The organism is Caulobacter sp. CCH9-E1 (assembly GCF_001556515.1).
Classification (GTDB): Bacteria; Pseudomonadota; Alphaproteobacteria; order Caulobacterales; family Caulobacteraceae; genus Caulobacter.
The window spans coordinates 1-19,490 of the sequence record NZ_LSJA01000052.1; the positions used below are offsets into that span (position 1 = coordinate 1).

Sequence of the window (19,490 nt, forward strand, 5' to 3'; positions counted from 1 at the left end):
CGCCGACAGCTCCTGGCTGCCCGACGAGACGTTGTCCGAGGCGGCGATGGCGTCGCCCACGATGCCGCGCAGGCGCTCGATCATCACGTTCACGTGGCCCAGCAGATCGCCGATCTCGTCGCGCGAGGTGACCTCGGCGGTCTTGGTCAGGTCGCCTTCGGCCACGGTGCGGACCGCTTCCGAAGCGCGGGCGAGACCCTTGCTGACCACGGTCGAGATGTAGACGGCGGCGGCGACGGCGATCAGCAGCGAGATCACCGAAACGCTGATCAGCAGGTTGCGCGCGCTCTTTGACGCCTTCTCGGCTTCATCGGTAGCCTGGTTCAACTGGTCGTTGGACAGCGTCACCAGCTCGTCGACCTTGGCGACGGCTTCGGTGATGGCCTTGCGGCTCTCGCCCATGGTCAGGGCCGTGGCTTCCGCGTCCTTGTGCTCGAGGGCGAGGGCGAAGACCCGCGCGTGGACCTCGGCCATCGTGTTGTAGGCGGCCTCCAGCGCCAGCCAGCGCGGCTTGCCCTCGGCCGAGGCGAGGCTCTTGGCCTTTTCGAGAAGGCCTTCGACGGTCGCCTTCTCCTTCTGGATCGAGGCCTCGAACTTGCGGACGTCGACGACATCCTCCGACAGGACCATGTTCTTTTCGGCCCGGACGATGTTCAGCAGGCGAATGTTGATTTCCTGGGCCAGCTCCATGCGCTTGACCGGCGCGGCCAGCACGCCTTCCAGGCTGTCCTGGGCTCTGTTCAGTTCGCGCATGGCGAACAGGTTTCCGCCCACGAGGAGGAGGATGAGAAGCCCGAAGGCGGCGGCGAGTTGCAGCTTGATTGTGAGACGCATGGGAACACTCCAGCCGCTCAGCGGGCTTGGCTCGTATGGAGAGGGGTGACCGAGGCCGTTTGGCCCCTAGCGGCGAAAATCTGGTCAAGGTCGGGGATCACGATCAGGTCCCCGTCGCGCCGGGCCAGCCGGCGGATGAAGTCGGTCCGCCAGCGCAGGCCGATACGCGGAACCTCTTCGGTGGTCTCTTCGGTGATCGTGGTGACCTCGTGCACCTTGTCGGCGCGCAGGCCGATCAGGGCGGGTTCGCCGTCCAGCGGGTGCTCGATCACGACGATCCGAGTGTCGATGGTGGGATCGTTGCGCTCCATGTCGAACGCGATGCGCAGATCGACCAGCGGAATAATCCGTCCACGGAAATTTATCACAGCCCCGACGAACGACGGCGCGCCCGGCACTTCGGTCTCGGGCAGCAGGTCCAGGACTTCACGGACAAGTCCGGCCTCCAGGGCGAAGGTCTCGCCTTGCAGATCAAAGGTCAGGGCCTCGATGGCGTGTTGGCTCATGTCGCGCTCCCCCCTAGCCCGCCACGCGCATCTGGGCGTCGTGGCGCTGGCCCAAATTGACCAAGACCGGAATGTCGAGGATCAGGGCCACCCCGCCGTCGCCCAGGATCGTCGCGCCCGAGAAGGCCCCGATGTCGGCGTGGAAGCTGGACAGCGGCTTGATGACCGTCTGGTGGTCGCCCAGGATCTGGTCGACGACGAGGCCGATGCGGTCCTGGCCCGTCGAGACGACGACGATCTTCTGGTGCGGATCGGGCGCGCTGCCCGTCTTGAATTGCTCACGCAGGCGGATGAACGGCACCAGCTCGTCGCGCAGGGTGATCAGGGTGCGGCCGGTCGAGCGCAGGTCCTGAGCCGGCGACAGCTCGACGCATTCCTCGACATTGGCCAGCGGGATCACGAAGCGGCTGGCGCCGACGCGGACCAGCAGCCCGTCGATGATCGCCAGGGTCAGCGGGATGCGCAGCGAGACCACCGAGCCCTCGCCCGGGTTGCTGGTGATGTCCAGCGAGCCGCGCAGGCCTTCGATGGTCTTCTTGACCACGTCCATGCCGACCCCGCGGCCGGACAGGTTGGTGATCGTCGCCGCCGTCGAGAAGCCGGGCGCGAAGATCAGGTTCAGCAGCTCGTTGTCGGTCAGGGCCTGACCTGGGGCGATCAGGCCGTTTTCCTCGGCCTTGGCCCGCACCCGGTCGCGGTCGACCCCGCGGCCGTCGTCGGTAATGGTGATCAGGACCTCGGCTCCGGACTGTCGAGCCGAGAGGCGGATCAGGCCCGCCTCGGGCTTGCCGGCGGCCAAGCGCTGCTCGGGCGTCTCCAGGCCATGGTCGGCGGCGTTGCGGACCAGGTGGACCAGCGGGTCGGCCAGGCGCTCGATCACCGTCTTGTCGAGTTCGGTGGTCTCGCCCTCGATCTGCAGCTCGATCTTCTTGCCGGTGTCGTTCTGCAGGTCGTGGATCAGGCGACGGAAACGGCCGAACAGCTGGATCACCGGCACCATGCGCACGACCATCATCGTGTCGCGCATCTCGGCGGCCAGGCGCTCGATCTCCTCGGCGACGGCGCGCAGGGCGGTGTCGAGGCTGGAGGACGCCAGCTGCTTCAGGCGGGACTGGGCGATGACCAGCTCGCCCACACGGTCCATCATCTCGTCCAGCCGCTCGGCGGGGACGCGGACGGTCTCGCCGCCCGTCTTCGCGGCGCGCGTGTCCTGGGCGGCGGCGGTCTCGGCGGGCTTCTCGGCCTGGACCGTAACAGCCGGCTCGTTCTCGCTCGTAACCGTCTCCGCGTCGGCCGGCGCGGTCAGTTCCTCGACCTCGAGGGTCATCTCGTCGATGACGAAGATGAAGACGTCGTCGATAGCGTCACGGCCATGCGGGGTGGTCAGCAACACTTCCCAGGCCAGATGGCACTCGGTGGGGACCAAGTCCTCCAGAAGCGGCACGTCGTCCGTGATCGCCCGGACCCGGCACTCGCCCAGTTCGCGCAGTTCGTCGAGCAGCGGCAGGGGACGGGCGCCGTTGACCAGGGCGTCGGCGGGCAGGCTGAAGCGGATCTTCCAGACGCGCGCGGCCGGCGCGGCCGAGGCGTCGGGCGCCTCTCCGCCCTCGACGGCGGCGTGCAGGTCGGCCAGCAGCGCCTCGCCGGCGCTGGGCTCCACGGCGCGTCCCTCGGCCAGGGCGCGCATGTGGTCCTGGGCGGCCAGGACGCAGGCGACCAAACGCGGCGTGGCCGGAACCTCGCCCTTGCGCACGCGGTCGAAGGCCGTCTCGCAGTGATGGGTGAAGGCGGCCAGGGCGTCGAAGCCGAACATGGCCCCCGAGCCCTTCAGAGTGTGTAGTCCGCGGAAGACCGCGTCGATCAGATCCCGATCCCCGGGACGATGCGCCAAGTCGAGCAGGCCCTGCTCGACCTGCTCAAGAAGCTCCTGGGCCTCCTGCCGGAACGTCTCGATGGGATCGAGGCCGCTCATTTGGCGAGGACCTTCTTGACGACCCGGACCAGCTGGTCGGGTTCGAACGGCTTGGTCAGCCAGCCGGTGGCGCCGGCCGCCTTGGCCTGGGCCTTCACGTCGGCGTCGGACTCGGTGGTGAGGAAGACGATCGGCACCCCGGCGCCCGCCGGTCGCCCGCGCAGTTCGCGGATCATGGTCAGGCCGTCCATCACCGGCATGTTGAGATCGGTGATGATCAAGTCGAAGCCGCCGGCGGAGGCCTTCTCAAGGCCCTCGGCGCCGTTGCCGGCTTCGCTCACGGCGTAGCCTTCGCTGCTGAGGGCGATCTTGATCGCCGCGCGGATGCTGATCGAGTCGTCGACGGTGAGAATAGCGCTCATGATTGTGTCTTTCCCCCAGACCAAAAGTTCAAGCGGTCGGAGTCGTCCGGCTCCAGGAAACCGCCGCGTTGCAGGACCTGGAGCAGGGCGCCCTCGGCGGGCTTCTCCAGACGGATCTCCTGGCCCCTGGCCGCCGCCGTGAGGCGCGCCGCTTCCAGAAGTTGAGCCAGGGTCAAGTCCGCGTCCTCGACCCCGTCGAGGTTCACGACAACCGGGTCGCCTTGCTCCATCCCCGCGACCAGGATCGCGTAGGCGTCAGAGATACTAGAAACCGTCACACTTCCCGAGAAGCTGACCAAATATTCAGAAATTCTGGACACAACACCCCCGCGCCCAAGAAAATATACCCGCGTTATGTACGGGCCCTAATTCTGGATATGAACTTGAGGGCTCCGACCTTAAATTGAGGTAAATTTATCAACCTAGGCGGCGGTGACATTCCGCCACGCGCGACGCGATGTCACAGCCCCCTGCGGCGATGGCTCCAGTCACCGAACGCCAAGCTGGTTTCGCCCCTGGCCTAGAAATCATAAAATCTCTAATTAATACAGGTGTTTACGTCCTTATCAAGCATCACCCTGAACGGGCGGAGCGGTTGGGGCGTTACGCGCCCGCTCGATACTCAAAATCGGTAACACGACGTCTTCCGCGTGCGCGGTCGCATGGCCGGCGCGACCTTGAGCCGTCGGAAGGCCTAAAGGAGAATGGCGCGCCAGAGAGCCGGGCGCGACTTGCTCCGTCGCGCCTGCAATCACCCGAGAGATCGCGACGGGCCGCGAAAACCGTCCGCTCCCGGACTAAATCCAATTCGCCCTTACAGCGGCTTGACGACGCGCAGGCGCAACTGGCCGACGCCCTCGCCCGCTGAGCCGCGATACCCGACCTCCATGTCCACCATCCAACGCGATGGCGTCACCAGGCGTCCGCCGAGCGACAGGTGGTACTGCTCGCGACGCCAGTCGATCGTCGAAATCCGATAGCTCGAGGCGCCTTCGATGTCGGCGTAGTCCAGCCCCTGGGCGCCGACGCCGCGGAACTCGTGCAGCCATTCAATCCCGAGACGCGGGGTGACGACGCCAAAGCGCAGATCGCGCTTGAACTCGAGCTTGGCCCCCAATGTCCCCGTCATGGACTGAACGTCGCGCGCGTCGAAGCGGAGCGCGTAACGATCGGCGCCGGTTTCGGCGTAGGCGTTCAGGTCGCCCTTCAGCCATTCGAAACGGCCGTAGCTCGACCAATGGATTCCCGCGTCGTTTCGATCGACGCCGAACGACAAGGCCCCGAAGGTCATGTCGCCCTTGCGCCGACCCAGCGCGGTCATGCCGTTGGCCTCGACGGCGCGGCGGGTGCGGTAGTCGAGCTTGCCGTGGCCGATGACGGCGTCGATGAAGGCGGTCTGAAGCGGCTGGAAGCTGCCATAGGCGGCCGCCACCTGAGTTTCGCTCCGCACCCGGGCGGCGCCCGAGTCGATGCGGCTGACATCTTCGCCGTATCCGCCGCCGACGCCGACGGTCGCCCATTCCGCGAGCTTGACGTCCGCGCCGACCGACAGGCCCGAGCTGGACAGGGTGATCTTGGCCCGTCCCTTGCGGCGATCCATGGTCCCGACCTCGATCGCGCCGCCGGTCCACAGCGCGACCTTGCCGACCGCGCGCGGACCGCCCTGCCCGTCGCCGTCCTCGGAGTCGTCGGACGTGGGGGCGGCTTGGTCGCCTCGTCCTAGCGGGGCGCCCCCACGGGGCGAGGCGAGACGCCCCGTCGCCACATCGCGCTCTTCGTCCTGGCCCGCCGCCCGATCGCTCGCGCCCGGTCCGCGCCGCCAATCCGCAAGTCCGAACTGATCGTCGCGGGCCGCCAGCAGGCCGTCGTGATGCGGGTCGGAAAGGTCGCGAGGGTTCAGCCGGATCGCCATGGCGTCGCCGCCTCCGCCGCCATGCAGCTGCTGGGCGCGGTCCATGAAGTTGGCGGTCTGGGAGCGCGCGAAGCGGCGAGCGGCCTCGACCTGCGTGTCGGACAGCGCGCGCACCGCGGGATCGAGCGACGGATCGGGTCGCGCGATGACGGTGACGGTCACCGTCGCCGGCGCCGACTCGCCGAAGGCGTTCAGCAAGCGATAGCCGACGACAACCTCGCCTGAGAAACGCGTCCGCGGCGTCACGTCCAGCCTGTAGGTTGGCGCATCGGCCGTTCCGCCCTTGACGATCTTCGCGCTGGCCGCGTTGGCCGGCGTGATCGCCACGATTTCCGCGCCCGTGAACGGACCGCCCGTCGCGCCGGCTAGAAGGTCGACGGAGACGGTCTGGCCGTCGGCGGCCTTGGCGGTCTTGGACTGGGCAACCGGCAGGCTCACCCCGACCAGAATCGTCACGGTCGCCGGTTCGGAACGGCCTCCAGGGCCGATGGCCACGAACTGGAAGCTGTCCTTGCCGATGAAGCCGGGCTTGGGAGAATAGACGGCGGTCCACCCGCCGCTGCTCTCGGTCGGCGCTGCGCGGCCGGCCCGCGGAGAGGCGATCGAGCCCCCCCCGGGACCGATCAGCGTCACCGTGCCGTTGCTCGGCGGCGTCGCGATTTCGAGCGTGTCGTAGACGCCCACGACCAGCGTGGAGAGATTGACGTCGACCGAGGAGCCGCCTTCGACAGAGGCGCCCGCCGCATTGACGTTGGTGGGCAGCGGTGTCGGCGGCGGAGGCGGAGCCAGGACCGTGATGCTGACGCCGGCGGCCGCCGACGTTCCGCCCGGACCGACCGCCGCGAAGCTGAAGCTGTCGGCGCCGACATAGCCGCTGGCGGGCGTGTAGATCGCCGTCGCGCCGCTGATCGTCACCGAGCCGTGGCTCGGCGCCGAGACCAGCACCACGCTCGTATAGACCCCCGAGACCGCCAGACCGATCGATTGGCCGGTATCGTTGGAGAACACTTCCGCGCTGCCGTTGCTGACGGTGGGCGCGCTGGGCGGCGCGATGGTCAACGACACGGTGGCCGGGGCGGAGACGCCGCCCGGACCGGTCGCCGTATAGGTAAAGCTGTCCGCGCCAAAATAGCCGGCCTCGGGGACATAGGTCGCGGTGTTCCCGCTGAGCGTGACGGCGCCATGGGCCGGCGCGGACTCAATCCCCACTGCCGTAAAGACGCCCGTCGCCTGCAGGCCGATCGCTTGGCCCGTCGAGTTGAAGACGACATCCACGCTGATGTTGGCGACGCTGGGCGCGGCGGGGTTTCCCACCGTCAGGCTCACGGTGGCCGGAGCGGACGCGCCGCCCGGACCGGTCGCGGTATAGGCGAAGCTGTCGGCGCCAAAATATCCGTTTGTCGGAACATAGGTGACGACGTCGCCCGCGATCGTCGTCGTCCCATGAGCGGGCGCGGTCGTGACGGCGATCGACGTATGCGCGCCGCCGGTGATGCTGGCGCTCAGATCGATGGCCAGACCTGTGCTGTTGAAGGGAACCACGACGCCAGACTTGGCGGCCGCGATCGGCGCGGCGGCCACGGCGATGGTCTGGGTCACGGTCGCGGCCGGATCATAATTGGCGTTCCCGGCCTGATCGGCGGCCACCACGCAGCTGCCCGCCGCGACAAAGCTGACCGTCGCGCCGCTGATCGTGCAGACGCTGCCGCCGCCCACGGTGATCGAATAGGCGGGCGTCAGGCTGGCGCTGGATGTCGCGGCGACCGTATAGGTCGCGCCGCCAACGCTGGCGTTCGTCGGCGCCGTCGAGGTGAAGCTCAGGGTCTGCGTCCCCTTGGCGATCGTTCCGGACACCGTCGTCCCGGCGACCGTTCCCGTCGGGCTGTTGGAGTCCGTCACCGAAACCGCATAGCTGAACGCCCCCGCGGTCGTCGGCGTGCCGCTGACGGCTCCGGTGCTCGCGTCAAGACTGACCCCCGCCGGCAGGGCGCCGGCGCTGACTGTAAAATGGTAAGGCGAGACGCCGCCGGTCGCCGTGTTCGCCTGGCTGAAGGCGACGCCGACCTTGGTCGTCCCGGCCGCCCCGGTCGACAGCGCCAGGGTGGCCGGCATCACCGTGAAACTGCGGCTGACAGTCGGCGCGGCGTTCCAGTTCGTGTCGCCGGCCTGGTTGGCGTCGATCGTGCAGGCTCCCTGCGCCACCAAGGTCACGGTGACCCCGGAAACGGTGCAGACGCTGGTCGTGGTGCTGGTGAAGGCCACGGCCAGGCTGGAGCCGGCGGTGGCGCTCAGGGTCACGGGCGAGGCCGAGATGGCGACATTGGACAAGGCGCCGAAGGTGATCGTCTGATCGCCCTTGGCGACGCTGAAGGATTGCTGAACCTGGGTCGCGGCGCCGTAGCTGCCGTTGCCGCCCTGGTTGGCGTTCACCACGCAGGTCCCGGCGCCCGTGAAGCTGACCACGCCGCCGGAGATCGCGCAGACCGCGCTGCTGCCGCCGTCGATGCTGAAGGTCACCGACAATCCCGACGTCGCCGTCGCGGCGGGCGTGTAGGTCGCCCCCGCCACCTTGGCGCCCGCGGGGGCCGTCGAGGTGAAGCTGATGGTCTGGGTTCCCGCGCCGACGGAGAACGATTGTTGCGCCTGCGGCGCGGCGCTATAGGCGCCACTGCCCGCCTGGTCGGCGTTGACCCGGCAGGTCCCCACGCCGGTGAAGCTGACGACGCCGCCGGAGATCGTACAGACCGCGCTGCTGCTGGCGTCGATCGTGAACGTGACGCTGAGCCCCGACGTCGCGGTCGCCGAGGGGGTATAGGTCGTTCCGCCCACGACCGCCGACGCTGGCGCCGAGGACTGGAAGCTGATGGTCTGGGCCGCGCTGGCGACCGTCAGGCTGAAGGTCTGGGAGGCCGTCTGCGACAGGGCGTCCGTGGCGGTGACCGTAAAGATCGTCGCCGACAGCGTCGTGGTGGGCGTGCCGGACAGTTGCCCGGTGGCGGCGCTGAACGACAGGCCGGTGGGCAGGGATCCGCCGCTCAACGCATAGGTGATCGGGGCCTGGCCGCCGCTGGTGGTCACCGGCTGGACCGTCGTCAGGGCGGCGTTGACCGTCGTCGATATCGAGGACACCGCCTGGGTCGCGGCCAGCGCCGCCACCGCCGTGAAGGTGTTCGTGGCGGAGTCGGACGACGTATTGCCGGCGGCGTCGGTCGCCCGCGCCTTCACCGTGTGAGAGGCGGCCGTCAGGGCCGTGAGCGTGTAGCTCCACGCGCCCGAGCCATCGGCCGTGGTCGTGCCGTCGGCGGAGCCGTCGAGATAGACCGTCACCGTGCTGTTGGCCTCGGCGGTCCCCGAGACGCCCTTCTGCGAAACCCCGCGCGTGGAGGCGTTGGCCGGCGATGTGACCGCGGGCGCGGCCGGCGCGGTCGTGTCCACGGTCCAGCTGTAGCTGGCGGCGCTGCTATAGACCCCCGAATTGACGGCCTTGACCTGGAAGGTGTGGCTGCCGTCCGCCAGGCCCGTATAGGACCTCGGGCTCGTGCAGGCCGAGAAGGCGCCGCCGTCGATCGCGCATTCCGCCGTCCCCGAGGCGAGACTGAACTGGAAGGTCGCGTTGCTGCTGTTGCTCAGCGACGCCGGCGAACTGGCGATCGTGGGCGTCGCCGGAGCGGCGACGTAGGTGAACTGGTCGGCGACGCTGGTCGCGCTGGTTCCGGAAGGCGTTTGCACCGTGACGTCCACGGCCCCCGCCGCGCCCGCCGGGGAGGTCGCGGTGATCTGGGTCGCGCTGTCGACCGTGAAGCCCGATGCGTCGGTAGCGCCGAAACGCACCACCGTCGCGCCGGTGAAATTGGTCCCGGTGATCACCACCGAGGTCCCGCCCGCCGTCGATCCGGAGGTCGGCGAGATCCCCGTCACCGTCGGCGGGGTGACCGCGGCGCTGTTGGTCAGGCTGAAGCTGGTCGACGCCGAACCGGCCGTCGCCGTCACCGAATAGCTGCCCGTCGTCGCGTTGGCGGTGAACGTCCCCGCCGATGCGACGCCCGAAGCGTCGGTGGTCACGGTGATGGTGTTGCTGGAATTGGAGAACGTCCCGCTGGCGCCGGAGCCCGGCGCCGCGAACGTGACGGAGGTGTTTGGGATCACCGCGTTCGAGCCGTCCCGCACCGTCACGCTGAGCGGCGTGGTGAAAGCCGTGCTCGCCGAGGCGGTCTGGTTGTTGCCGCCCGCGACCGTGACCGAGGCGGGGGTCTGGACCACGGATATTGTTGTCGGGTCGTTGGTGGTCGCGGAACTGCCCGAGTTGCCACCGGAGAGCGTCACGCTGGGCGTCAGGCTCGTCGCCGCGTTGGCGGCGACGTTCGCTCGCAAGGTCAGCGGATTGCCGCTGGCGCCGTTGGCGATCGTGTTCGAATAGATGCAGCGCGTGGACGTGCAGCTCCAGCCCGAACCGGAGCCGGAGTTGTAGCTCAGGCCCGAGGGCAGGCTGAACGTCAGGGTCAGGTTCGAACCGGTGGCGGCGCCGCTTGCGCTGGGCGTGATGGTGTAGTCGACCGTGCCGCCCTGTTGCGGCGTGCCGCTGTGCGACATCGAGACGCCGAGCGTGAGACCGGAATCCACATAGGGGGTGCAAGTCGCGGTGATGCTGGTGGTCGAGCTCTGGGTCGGGTGGTCAATCGACAGGCCGATGCCCGTCAGCCCCGAGGCGATGGTATAATAGCCAGTGTACGTGCCGACGCCGGGCGCGTCCGGGGTCACCCGCGCCCCGGCGGGAAGTCCGATAACGCTGTTATTGATGCGGAAGCGGATACGCACGCCGCCGGAGGAGCTGGAATACTGCGTGACGTTCGCCGTGAAATCGATTCGATCGCCGGTCGTGAACGGCAACACCCCGGGAACGAACGTGGTCGCGACGTTGTCGGTGTAACCCGCCGTCGCCTTGATCATCGAAAGGGCATACGCGGAGGACGTGGCGACAGAGGTCGTTTCCGGCTGTCGCGGGTCTCCACTGACGATTTTCGCCGTGAAATCGATCGCCCCGTCGTTGACGGCCATGCAACCTGCGCTTTGTGCAAGCGCTGCGGCCGGCGTCAGGCCGGCCGCCACCAGCATGACGGCGGCGGCCACGCCATGAACACGACGGATCGACTTCGCGCACGCCGCGCTAAGCCCGCGACCGATCTTCGCGAACATCACTTCCCCCAGCGGCGCGACACCGAGTAAAATCGTCGGCTGTCGCAAGAATTTTTGACTGGATACTGTCGGCGCGCACGCGCCTAACGCCGAGAACTAACGCGGAAACTCTCGCGGAGGCAATCGTGTCTGCCTAGGCGCGATTAGCTTACTTATTATGGCCGCGCCCTGGCCGTGATGTGCTTTTTATCACATACCGAAGCTGAAATTCGCCCCACGGTTGTAGCGAGGCTCGCACACAGGAGACCCCTGGACAAGTGCTGCGTAGCGTTTCGGCCCCCTCCAGACCTCCAGAGAGACGCCGTCAGGCGCGTCCCCATTTTGGGGATGCCCCTTTAGACAAACCACAGGGAGGTTTTGATGTCGGATCCATTCATCGGCCAGATCATGCAGGTCGGCTTCGCCTATGCGCCGGTCAACTGGCTGACCTGCAAGGGGCAGCAGTTGCAAGTCGGCCAGAACCAGGCGCTGTTCGCCCTTCTGGGCAACCGCTTTGGCGGAAACGGCACGTCAAATTTCTGCCTGCCTGACGCGCAGGGGCGGGCCTTCATCGGCACGGGAAACGGCGCGGGACTGACCCCTCGGCAGCCAGGCGACAAAGGTGGCGTTGAGCAGCAATCCCTGACCCAGGCGAACCTGCCGATCCACACGCATACGCCGACTGTGTTAGGCGGCGCCGTAACCGTGAACGGAGCCATGATGGCGATGACCGGCGTGAGCGCGGCGGACGAAACGCCCCAGCCCACGCCCGGGGCGCACCTGGGGACCGTCCTAGAACAAGACACCGCGCCGGTGCTTTATATTCCGGCCAATACCTCAGGCACGCCGGTTCCCCTTGGCGGCCTTCAGGTTAACGCCAGCTACACGCCGCCCACTATCGCGATCGGGACTGCGGGGGCCAACCAAGCCTTCTCGATCATGCAGCCCTATCTGGCCGTGACGACGATCATTGCGTCGGTCGGCATTTGGCCCGAGCAACCGTGATCTAATCCGCAGTCAAGCGCGCCGGGTCAGGTGAAGATCGCCTGATACCGGCGCGCATTGGGGGTTGGCGTGATCTGGCTGATGTGGATCGGGTGAGGACCGCCACGACCACAGTCGAACTCGTAGGTGGTGTCCAAGAGCAGGACGCTCGGATGGGCCTCGAAGGTCAGCCGGAAACGCTCGCGGACATCGAAGCCGATCAATCGCGGCATCCGCTCCACGCGGGCCAGCAGCACCTCGACCGGCTGTGGCAAGGTATTGATGCGCACCTGGCGTCCAAGCCAAGGCTCGAAATCATCAGGCGTCAGCAGTCGCAAGAAGCTTCCCCTTAAGCGAGAAAAGTGATGAAATCGTACTCTAACGTGCAAAATCATCACGTTGCGCCGGCTGGCGCAAGCCACGCCCCGTTCGCACGCTCCCCCCTTCCCGGCCTCCCTCCTTTTCCGAACGCCAAGTCGCGCGCGCTGAGTGTTGCGCCGGACATCGCGCTGCGTCCGGCGCGAGACCAGGACCTGCCGTTTCTGTTGAGGCTATACGGCGAGACGCGCATCGCGAACCTGAGCGCTTCGCCATGGTCGCAGGCGCAGAAGCAAGCTTTCATCGCGGACCAGTTCAGCCTGCAGCACCTGCACTACCTGCAGCGCAATCCCAACGCGGACTTCTGGCTGATCGAGCGGATCGGCGCCGACGGCGGCAAGGAGGCGATCGGTCGGCTTTACCTCGATCGCAGCCAGCCCGAATGGAGAGCGATAGACCTGAGCCTCCTGGTCAGGGCGCGGGGCGCGGGCGTCGGCGGCGCTCTGATCCGGTCGATCCAGGATGCGGCCATCCAGGCCGGCGCCGACGCCGTGACTCTCTATGTCGAGAAGACCAATCACGGCGCACGGGCTCTTTATGCGCGATCTGGGTTCGAGGAGGAGACCTCCGCCTTCCCCAGCCACAGCCTGATGCGCTGGAGAGCTTCGAAATCAGCCCCGTCGTGATCAGGGCCGCCGCCCCCGTGGCGGCGGCGTCGCGGATCGAATGGCGCGCCGGCGTAGGAACGGGCGCTGCAGCGTGGGCGCTGAAAGACCACTCCGTCCGGAGCGCCAGTCGCCGGAACGCGGTCCCGAGATATCGGACCGCAACGCCTTCAACGATGCCTGGAGAAAATGGCGCGCCCGGAACGATTCGAACGTCCGACCCTCAGATTCGTAGTCTGATGCTCTATCCAGCTGAGCTACGGGCGCGCACTGCCTTGCGGCGAGGCGGGGGAGATAGCCCAGCCCTTCCGGGGACGCAAGCCCGGTTTTCAGGATAATTTCGAAAAGTTGGCGCAACGGCGTTCGGTGTCTCGCACGGGCTGCCCCCGCGACGCTCAAAGCATGATCGATAAAGCCCCTCACAGCTTATCTGGGCGTGACAGAGCCGCATCCTTGGTGTCCATGGAGTCCTCCGGGACGGCGGGCAGGTCGTCCCTCGTCGTCTGCCTGAGGATCCGTATGCGTCGCTTCGCTTCCCTGCTCGCCCTTTCCGCCGCCCTACAGCTGACCTTCGCGCCGCTGGCCGCCAATGCGGAGTCCATCGCGCTGGGCATGCCCACGCCAAGGCCCGCGGTCACATCGCCCGTCTCGAAGGGCATGGTCGCCGCGGCCAATCCCCTGGCGGTCGAGGCGGGCCTCCGGGTCCTGCGCGACGGCGGGAGCGCGGTGGACGCGGCCGTGGCGATCCAGGCGGTCCTGGGTCTGGTCGAGCCGCAGAGCTCGGGCCTGGGGGGCGGCGCGTTCCTGGTCTTCTACGACGCCAAGACCGGCAAGGTGACCGCCTATGACGGCCGCGAAAAGGCCCCCGGCGGCGCCGGCCCCGAAATGTTCCTGGATACGGACGGCAAGCCGCTGCCGTTCGTGAAGGCCCTTCTGTCCGGCCGCTCGACCGGCGTGCCCGGCGCGGTGGCCATGCTGTCCATGGCCCAGAAGGAACACGGCAAGGTCGCCTGGAACACCCTGTTCAAGGACGCCGAGAAGCTGGCCGACGAGGGCTTCGTGGTCAGCCCGCGCCTGGCCGGCATGATCAGTAGCACCCGCGCCCCGCAGCCCTCGCAACCCGACGCGGTCAAGTACTTCACCAAGCCGGATGGGACCCGTTACCAGGCCGGCGACGTGCTGAAGAATCCGGCCTATGCCGCGACGGTCCGCAAGATCGCCGCCGAGGGCCCGGCCGCCCTGCTGGAAGGCCCGATCGCCCAGGCGATCGTCGACCGTCTGCGCGAGGGCGACCTGCCCAGCAGCATCACCCTGCAAGACCTCAAGACTTACAAGCCGCGCTCGGGACCGGCCCTTTGCCGCCCCTGGAAGGTCTACACCGTGTGCGTCCCCAACCCGCAATCCAGCGGCCTGGCCGTGATCCAGGCGCTGCGGATGCTGGAGCACACCGACATCGGCAAGCGCGGCCCGACCGATCCCGTCGCCTGGACCCTGCTGGCCCAGGCCGAGCGCGTGATGTACGCCGACCGCGACCGCTATGTCGGCGATCCGGACTTCGTGACGGTGCCGGTCGAGGGGTTGCTCGATCCCCAATACGTGGCCGAACGCGCCAAGCTGATCACCGACAAGGCCGGCGCCGCGCCGCCGTTCGGCAAGCCCAAGGGCGCGCCCAAGGTCGGGATCGACATGACCCACGAGCCGGGCGGCACCACTCACTTCGTCGTCGTGGATCCGCAGGGCAATGTCGTGTCGATGACCACCACGGTCGAGAGCCTGTTCGGCAACGGCCGGATGGTGGGCGGCTTCTTCCTCAACAACCAACTGACCGACTTCTCGTTCTCGCCGAAGGAGAAGGACGGCGCCCCGGCGGCCAACGCGATCGCGGGCGGCAAGCGGCCGCGCTCGTCGATGGCTCCGATCATCGTGCTGGACAAGAAGGGCAAGTTCCTGGCCGCCGTCGGCTCGCCGGGCGGCAACGCCATCCTGTCCTACAATCTGAAGGCCATGGTCGGCGTGTTCTACTGGGGCCTGAACATGCAGCAGGCCGTGTCGCTGCCTAACGTCGTGGCGCGGGGCGAGACCTATTCCGGCGACGCCGACCTGTTCGGGCCCGAGATGCTGGCGGCGCTGAACGCGCGGGGCGTCAACGTCAAGGTCGGCCAGATCGAGGGCTCGGGCCTGCAGGGCGTGATCGTCCGCACGGGCAATATGCTGGAAGGCGGCGCGGATCCGCGCCGTGAGGGGATCGCGAAAGGCCTCTAGGCCTCTCGCCCATCTCAGGTGCGGGCCTGGTGCTCCTCCAGGCCCGCCTCGACCTCGGCGCGCGAGAAGACCTCCTCTTGGCCGTCGATCAGCAGCTCGGCGTCGGCGGCTTCCTGCACAGCGACCATGGCCGCCACGCGGCGCAGGGCGGTCGGGGCGTCCGGCGCCTCGACGGTGATCTCGTGGATGGGCGCCAGCTCGGGCGAGGCGCCCAGCTTCACCGCGATGGTCCAGGTGGTCGTCATCGCATCCTCCCAGAGCGTCTCCCGACGACGTGAACGCCCGCTCGTCGTCAGAAACGCGTTAAGACAAGAACTCACTCCGCCGAGGCGTCGGCGCGGTCGTCGGGTTCTGGCAGCGGCTCGGGAACGCCGGCCAGAGTAAGATCGAACACCGAACCGCCGGGTCCGGTTTCCACCAGCACCAAATCGCCGCCGTGCCCCTGGGCCAGCTCGCGCGCGATGGCCAGGCCCAGGCCCGTGCCGCCGCGCCGGGCCGAACCCACGAACGGCTGGAAAAGGTTGGCGCGGGCGCGCTCCGGCACGCCAGGGCCGTCATCCGACAGACGCAGCACGCTGGCGCCGTCGGCGCGGCGCAGCTCGACGAACACCTTGCCCTTGCCGCCCCGGTCCGGCGCGCCCTCGATCGCCTCGCGGGCGTTGCGCAGCAGGTTGGTCAGGATGCGGTGGAGTTGGTCGGGGTCGGCCAGCACCTGCTCGCGCGGATCGATCACCGTCTCCAGCTTCACGCCCTTGGCCGTCAGCCCGGCGTCCTCCGCCGCCATGTCCAGCGCCGGGCGCAGCGGCGTCGGCCGCACCACCGGCGCCGGCTCCTTGGACTTGCCGTAGGCCATGACGTCGGAGGCCAGGGTGATGGCGCGGTCCAGGGCCCGCTCCAGGCGCGGCAGGGCTTGGGCCACCTTCGGATCGCCGAGCGCGGCCAGGCGGTCCGAGGCCATCTGGGCGCTGGTCAACATGTTGCGCAGGTCGTGATTGATCTTGGCCACCGCCTCGCCCAGCGCCGCGAGGCGCGCCTTGGAGGCCAGGGCCGCCAGCAGGTCGGCCTGCATCCGGTCCAGCTCCAGCTCGGCGCGGCCGATCTCGTCGCGGCGATTGGAGGGGACGAGTCGCGCCGCCGGATCGTCCGGATCGCTCCGGAAGGACTCCATCGCCCGGGTGATGCGTTGCATGGGCCGCACGAGGAAGATGTTCAGGAAGGCGTAGACGAGCAGGCCCGCCAGGCCCGCCACGAACACCGTCACGCCCGCGAGCTGCCAGAGATAACCCACCAGCTTGGCCTTCAGCGGGGCGTCGGGCAGCACGACCTCGACGAACTCGGCCTTGCGGTAACGCGGCTCGGCCATCACCCGCACCATGCTGCCCTTGGGGCTGGTCAGGGTGAAGAACGGCGCGGCCAGCCAGGAGCCAGGGTTCTGGCGGCGCAGGTCGACGAGATAGGGCGTCGTCTCGAACGGCTGCTTGGGCGGCAGCACCAGGCGCCGAGCGCCGTCGACCTGCACGGCGACGGTCACCGCGCCGGCCTGGTCGAACATCTGGTTGGCGACGGCGTCGCTGACCCGCAGTTCGGGATCGGACTCGGCGATGGTCGAGGCCAGTTCGCCAGCGCGCACGCGGTCCAGCAGCCACTGCTCTTCATAGGCCGCCAGGGCCGGCGGCAGGATCAGCAGGCCGCCAAACGCGACGACCACCGCCGTGAACAGCAGCAGGCGCGCCGACAGGCCGCCGGGCCACGGAAAACGTTTCCGGGGCGGGGCGGTCTCAGTCTCCGACGGCGAAACCGTTTCGACCATCCGGGGCGGCTACTTCTCGTCCAACAGCGCGATCCCGCGCCCTTTGCGCCAATGGCGCCACAACGGCGGCAGAAAGGCCAGCACGCCCATGCCGATGATCGGCAGATAGATGCGCGGCGAGAACAGGGTCTCCACCGTCGCCGCCCCGCCCTTGGCGAATATATGGCCCAACCCCGCGCCGATGCCGGCATAGACGAAAGAGCTCGGGATCATGCCGAGGATAGAGGCCAGGATGAAGATTCGCGCCCGGATGTTCATGACGCCCGCCGCCACATTGACCACCAGCAGGGGGAACGCGGGGATCAGGCGAAGGGTCAGCAGATAGTTGAAGGCGTCGCCCTTGAAGCCCGCCTCGACCTTGGCCAGGAACGCGGTCGGCCTCTTGCGCAGCATGTCGCCGAAGGCGGTGCGGAAGACGAGATAGGTGATGGTCGAGCCGCCCGTGGCGCCGGTCACGGCCGCGAAGCCGCCGCCAATGGGGCCGAACAGGAAGCCGCCGGTCAGCGACAGGACCAGCGCTCCAGGCAACGAGATCGCCACCGAGCTGATGTAGATCGCCAGATAGATCGCCGCGCAAAGCAGCGGCCTTTCATGGGCGAAGGCCTGCAGCGCCGAGCCGCGGGCGCGCAGCTCCTCCAGCGAAATGTGGTCGGCCAGACCGCTGGCGAAGGCCGCGACGAACAGGATGACGATCAGCGCCAAGGGCCCGAAACGGCGCAGCAGCGTCAGGGCCCGATCGCGCGTCATGCGGCGCCGACCGCGTCTTGCACGGCCGCGAAGCCGTCGGCCCGCAGGCGCGCGGCCAGCTCGCGCTTGATCCGCACGACCAGGCCCGGCCCGCCATAGACCAGCGCCGAATAGAGCTGCACGGCCTGCGCGCCGGCGCGGATCTTGGCGTAGGCGTCCGCGCCGCTGGCGACGCCGCCGGCGCCGATCAGGGCCACACGGCCGGCCGAGGCGGCGTGAAAGCGCTTCAGCACCGCCGTCGAGGGCTCAAGCAGGGCCGCGCCCGACAGGCCGCCGCTCTCGCCGGCCAGAGGCGATTTCAGGCTGTCGGGGCGCGCAATGGTGGTGTTGCTGACGATGATCGCATCGAGCTTCGCCCCCACGACAGTCTCGACGATCGCCTCGACCTCGCCGTCATCGAGATCCGGCGCGACCTTCAGGAAGATCGGATAGTCCCGGCCGGACCGAGCCTTCAGGCCCGCCCGCGCCTCGGCCAGGCGCCCCAGCAGTTCCTCCAGCGCCGCCTTGGTCTGCAGCGCGCGCAGGCCCGGCGTGTTGGGCGAGGAGATGTTGGCGGTGAAATAGTCCGACAGCCCCCACAGGCGCGTGAGGCCGGTGACATAGTCCTGGATGCGATCGGTCGCGTCCTTGTTGGCGCCGATGTTCGCGCCGACCACGCCGCCACGACTCTTGCGCGCGGACAGGCGCGCGGCGAACGGCTCAAGTCCGCCATTGTTGAAGCCCATGCGGTTGATCACCGCCTGATCCTCGGTCAGGCGGAACAAGCGCGGACGCGGATTGCCGGCTTGGGCCAGCGGCGTGACCGTGCCCGCCTCGACGAAGCCGAAGCCGGCGGCCAGCATGGCGTCGGGAACCTCGGCGTTCTTGTCGAAGCCGGCGGCCAGGCCGATGCAGTTAGGCAGCGACAGGCCCGCCAGTTGCACCGCCAGGATTGGATCGTCGGGGCCGGCGTCGCGCGGTCCAAGCCCCAGCTTCAGCCCCTTGATGGCCAGGCCGTGCGCGTCCTCGGGGTCAAGAGCGTGCAGGGCGCGGGCGACGACGTCGTGAAGGCTCATGCGGAAAGAACGCCCAGTTGCGGCACGCCGTCGGCGTCCAGAACAAGATCGCGCTGGCTGATCACCTCGCTGATCAGCAGCGGGCGGTAGAGGTGTGGGAACAGCGCCCCGCCGCGCGAGGCTTCCCACTTCAGGGCGTCGCCCAGCCCTTCGGTCTCGACGCCCAGCAGGACGAGGTCGGCCTGGCCGTGGAACCACTTGGCGGCGGTGTCCTGGGCCTGGTCGGCGGCCGACAAATGGATGAAGCCGTCGGCGAGGTCGACGGCCGAGCCGTCGAAACGGCCAGCAGCCTGGGCGGCCGCCCACTCGGCGCGCGACAGGATCTTGTAGACCAGGGTCATTCGCCGCCGGCTCCGCCGTGTTCATGGGCGTAGAAGAGATGCTCCAGCGTCGGCGCGTTCTGGCCATTCCAGGCGAAGACGACGACCGTGGCGGTCGGGAAGCGGCCGCGCAGCTTGTTGGTCTGGATCGGCGAGGCGCCGCCCTGCACGGCCATCCGCAGCGCCAGTTCGTGCAGGCCGGGATTGTGGCCGACCACCATCACCGTCCCAGCGCCTTCGCCGTGATCTTCCAGCGCCTGCAGGATGTCTTCCGGCTCAGCGTGATAGAGGTCGCGCAGATGCTCGACCCGCGCCTTCTGGCCGTGGGCCGTCAGCACCTGCTCGGCGGTTTCGCGCGTGCGCCGCGCCGAGGAGACCAGCAGCAGGGCGGGCGCGACTCCCGCATCGGCCAGGATACGGCCCATGACGGCGGCGTCGGCGCGGCCGCTGTCGACCAGCGCGCGCTCGAAGTCGCCCCCGCTTTGGGCGTGCCGCTCGGCCTTGCCGTGGCGCATCAGGATCAGTCGGTCCATGGCGTCCTCCATAGCCGCACCTTGGCCTGGCAGGAAGC

At 68.4% G+C, this 19,490-nt stretch carries 16 protein-coding genes and 1 tRNA gene; 3 read left to right on the forward strand and 14 right to left on the reverse strand.

Annotated features, from left to right (window positions below):
- The 6 genes from AX690_RS02575 to AX690_RS02600 form a co-directional block, all read right to left on the reverse strand.
- A partial coding sequence (locus AX690_RS02575; protein WP_156449539.1) for an MCP four helix bundle domain-containing protein occupies positions 1-834 on the reverse strand: 834 nt, incomplete at its 3' end.
- A 17-nt stretch (positions 835-851) separates the two neighbouring features.
- The gene (locus AX690_RS02580) at positions 852-1,340 is read right to left on the reverse strand and encodes a chemotaxis protein CheW (protein ID WP_066684963.1); all 489 of its coding nucleotides are present in this window, start codon (positions 1,338-1,340) and stop codon (positions 852-854) included.
- Between the two features lie 13 nt (positions 1,341-1,353).
- The gene (locus AX690_RS02585) at positions 1,354-3,312 is read right to left on the reverse strand and encodes a chemotaxis protein CheA (protein ID WP_066684965.1); all 1,959 of its coding nucleotides are present in this window, start codon (positions 3,310-3,312) and stop codon (positions 1,354-1,356) included.
- The gene (locus tag AX690_RS02590) at positions 3,309-3,674 is read right to left on the reverse strand and encodes a response regulator (RefSeq protein WP_066684967.1); all 366 of its coding nucleotides are present in this window, start codon (positions 3,672-3,674) and stop codon (positions 3,309-3,311) included. The genes AX690_RS02585 and AX690_RS02590 overlap by 4 nt, the downstream gene beginning before the upstream one ends.
- Positions 3,671-3,994, reverse strand: a complete 324-nt coding sequence (locus AX690_RS02595) for an STAS domain-containing protein (RefSeq protein WP_255357047.1) — start codon at positions 3,992-3,994, stop codon at positions 3,671-3,673. The genes AX690_RS02590 and AX690_RS02595 overlap by 4 nt, the downstream gene beginning before the upstream one ends.
- A gap of 494 nt (positions 3,995-4,488) precedes the next feature.
- Positions 4,489-10,779, reverse strand: coding sequence for an autotransporter domain-containing protein (locus AX690_RS02600; protein ID WP_066684971.1), 6,291 nt, complete (start codon positions 10,777-10,779; stop codon positions 4,489-4,491).
- Positions 10,780-11,139: 360 nt separating this feature from the next.
- Here AX690_RS02600 and AX690_RS02605 point away from each other — a divergent pair, with 360 nt between their 5' ends.
- Positions 11,140-11,763, forward strand: a complete 624-nt coding sequence (locus AX690_RS02605) for a phage tail protein (protein WP_066684974.1) — start codon at positions 11,140-11,142, stop codon at positions 11,761-11,763.
- Between the two features lie 26 nt (positions 11,764-11,789).
- Here the strand turns inward: AX690_RS02605 and AX690_RS02610 are convergent, their stop codons facing one another.
- On the reverse strand, positions 11,790-12,080 hold the full coding sequence (locus AX690_RS02610; protein WP_066684976.1) for a hypothetical protein: 291 nt from the start codon (positions 12,078-12,080) through the stop codon (positions 11,790-11,792).
- Between the two features lie 27 nt (positions 12,081-12,107).
- Here AX690_RS02610 and AX690_RS02615 point away from each other — a divergent pair, with 27 nt between their 5' ends.
- Positions 12,108-12,746 carry a GNAT family N-acetyltransferase gene (locus AX690_RS02615; protein ID WP_082769460.1) on the forward strand — a complete coding sequence of 213 codons (639 nt, stop codon included), beginning with the start codon at positions 12,108-12,110 and terminating at the stop codon, positions 12,744-12,746.
- Positions 12,747-12,915: 169 nt separating this feature from the next.
- Here AX690_RS02615 and AX690_RS02620 read toward each other — a convergent pair.
- A tRNA-Arg gene (locus AX690_RS02620) sits at positions 12,916-12,992 on the reverse strand.
- A gap of 252 nt (positions 12,993-13,244) precedes the next feature.
- Between AX690_RS02620 and ggt the strand changes: the two genes are divergently transcribed.
- Positions 13,245-14,987 (forward strand): gamma-glutamyltransferase, encoded by a 1,743-nt coding sequence (gene ggt, locus AX690_RS02625; protein WP_066684982.1) that lies wholly within the window; start codon positions 13,245-13,247, stop codon positions 14,985-14,987.
- A 14-nt stretch (positions 14,988-15,001) separates the two neighbouring features.
- Here the strand turns inward: ggt and AX690_RS02630 are convergent, their stop codons facing one another.
- The 6 genes from AX690_RS02630 to AX690_RS02655 form a co-directional block, all read right to left on the reverse strand.
- Positions 15,002-15,232, reverse strand: coding sequence for a hypothetical protein (locus AX690_RS02630; RefSeq protein WP_066685000.1), 231 nt, complete (start codon positions 15,230-15,232; stop codon positions 15,002-15,004).
- A 71-nt stretch (positions 15,233-15,303) separates the two neighbouring features.
- Positions 15,304-16,797, reverse strand: a complete 1,494-nt coding sequence (locus AX690_RS02635; protein ID WP_066685004.1) for a HAMP domain-containing sensor histidine kinase — start codon at positions 16,795-16,797, stop codon at positions 15,304-15,306.
- 9 nt (positions 16,798-16,806) lie between these two features.
- The gene (locus AX690_RS02640) at positions 16,807-17,544 is read right to left on the reverse strand and encodes a TVP38/TMEM64 family protein (protein WP_066685006.1); all 738 of its coding nucleotides are present in this window, start codon (positions 17,542-17,544) and stop codon (positions 16,807-16,809) included.
- Complete coding sequence (locus AX690_RS02645) at positions 17,541-18,599, reverse strand: quinone-dependent dihydroorotate dehydrogenase (RefSeq protein ID WP_066685010.1); 1,059 nt, start codon at positions 18,597-18,599, stop codon at positions 17,541-17,543. The genes AX690_RS02640 and AX690_RS02645 overlap by 4 nt, the downstream gene beginning before the upstream one ends.
- Entirely contained in the window at positions 18,596-18,940 is a 345-nt protein-coding gene (locus tag AX690_RS02650; RefSeq protein WP_066685013.1) for a DUF952 domain-containing protein, read from the reverse strand. Before AX690_RS02650 ends, AX690_RS02645 begins: the two co-directional genes overlap by 4 nt.
- Entirely contained in the window at positions 18,937-19,452 is a 516-nt protein-coding gene (locus tag AX690_RS02655; protein ID WP_066685067.1) for a histidine phosphatase family protein, read from the reverse strand. Before AX690_RS02655 ends, AX690_RS02650 begins: the two co-directional genes overlap by 4 nt.
- Positions 19,453-19,490 lie beyond the last annotated feature (38 nt).